The 253-nt window shown below is 65.2% G+C and carries 1 pseudogene; it reads left to right on the top strand.

Features of this window, described 5'->3' with window-relative positions:
* Positions 1–152, top strand: a pseudogene (locus FQ664_RS26455) (threonine dehydratase); the annotation flags it as partial.
* Positions 153–253: the final 101 nt, after the last annotated feature.

Here is a 253-nt window from a genome sequence, read left to right as displayed (position 1 = left end):
ACCGCAACCATGGCGCCGCTGACGGGCGCGTGGTGGCGGGGTTGCAGGTGCCGGAGGACGAGCGCCACATGGTGCCGGCGGCGCTGGCGAAGATCGGCTACCCGTACTGGGACGAAACCGACAACCCGGCTTACAAGCTGTTCCTGGGCTGAGCGGCTAAGCTAAGCCAGATATCTCGCTTTTTGTAGGAGCGGCCTTGTGTCGCGATGGGCCGCAAGGCGGCCCCGGCAATGTGTGATCATGGCCGAGATCC

It is taken from the genome of Pseudomonas persica (assembly GCF_900291015.1).
Lineage (GTDB): Bacteria > Pseudomonadota > Gammaproteobacteria > Pseudomonadales > Pseudomonadaceae > Aquipseudomonas.
The sequence above is the reverse complement of the archived record's forward strand: the minus strand, read 5'-3'. Positions and strand labels throughout refer to the sequence as shown.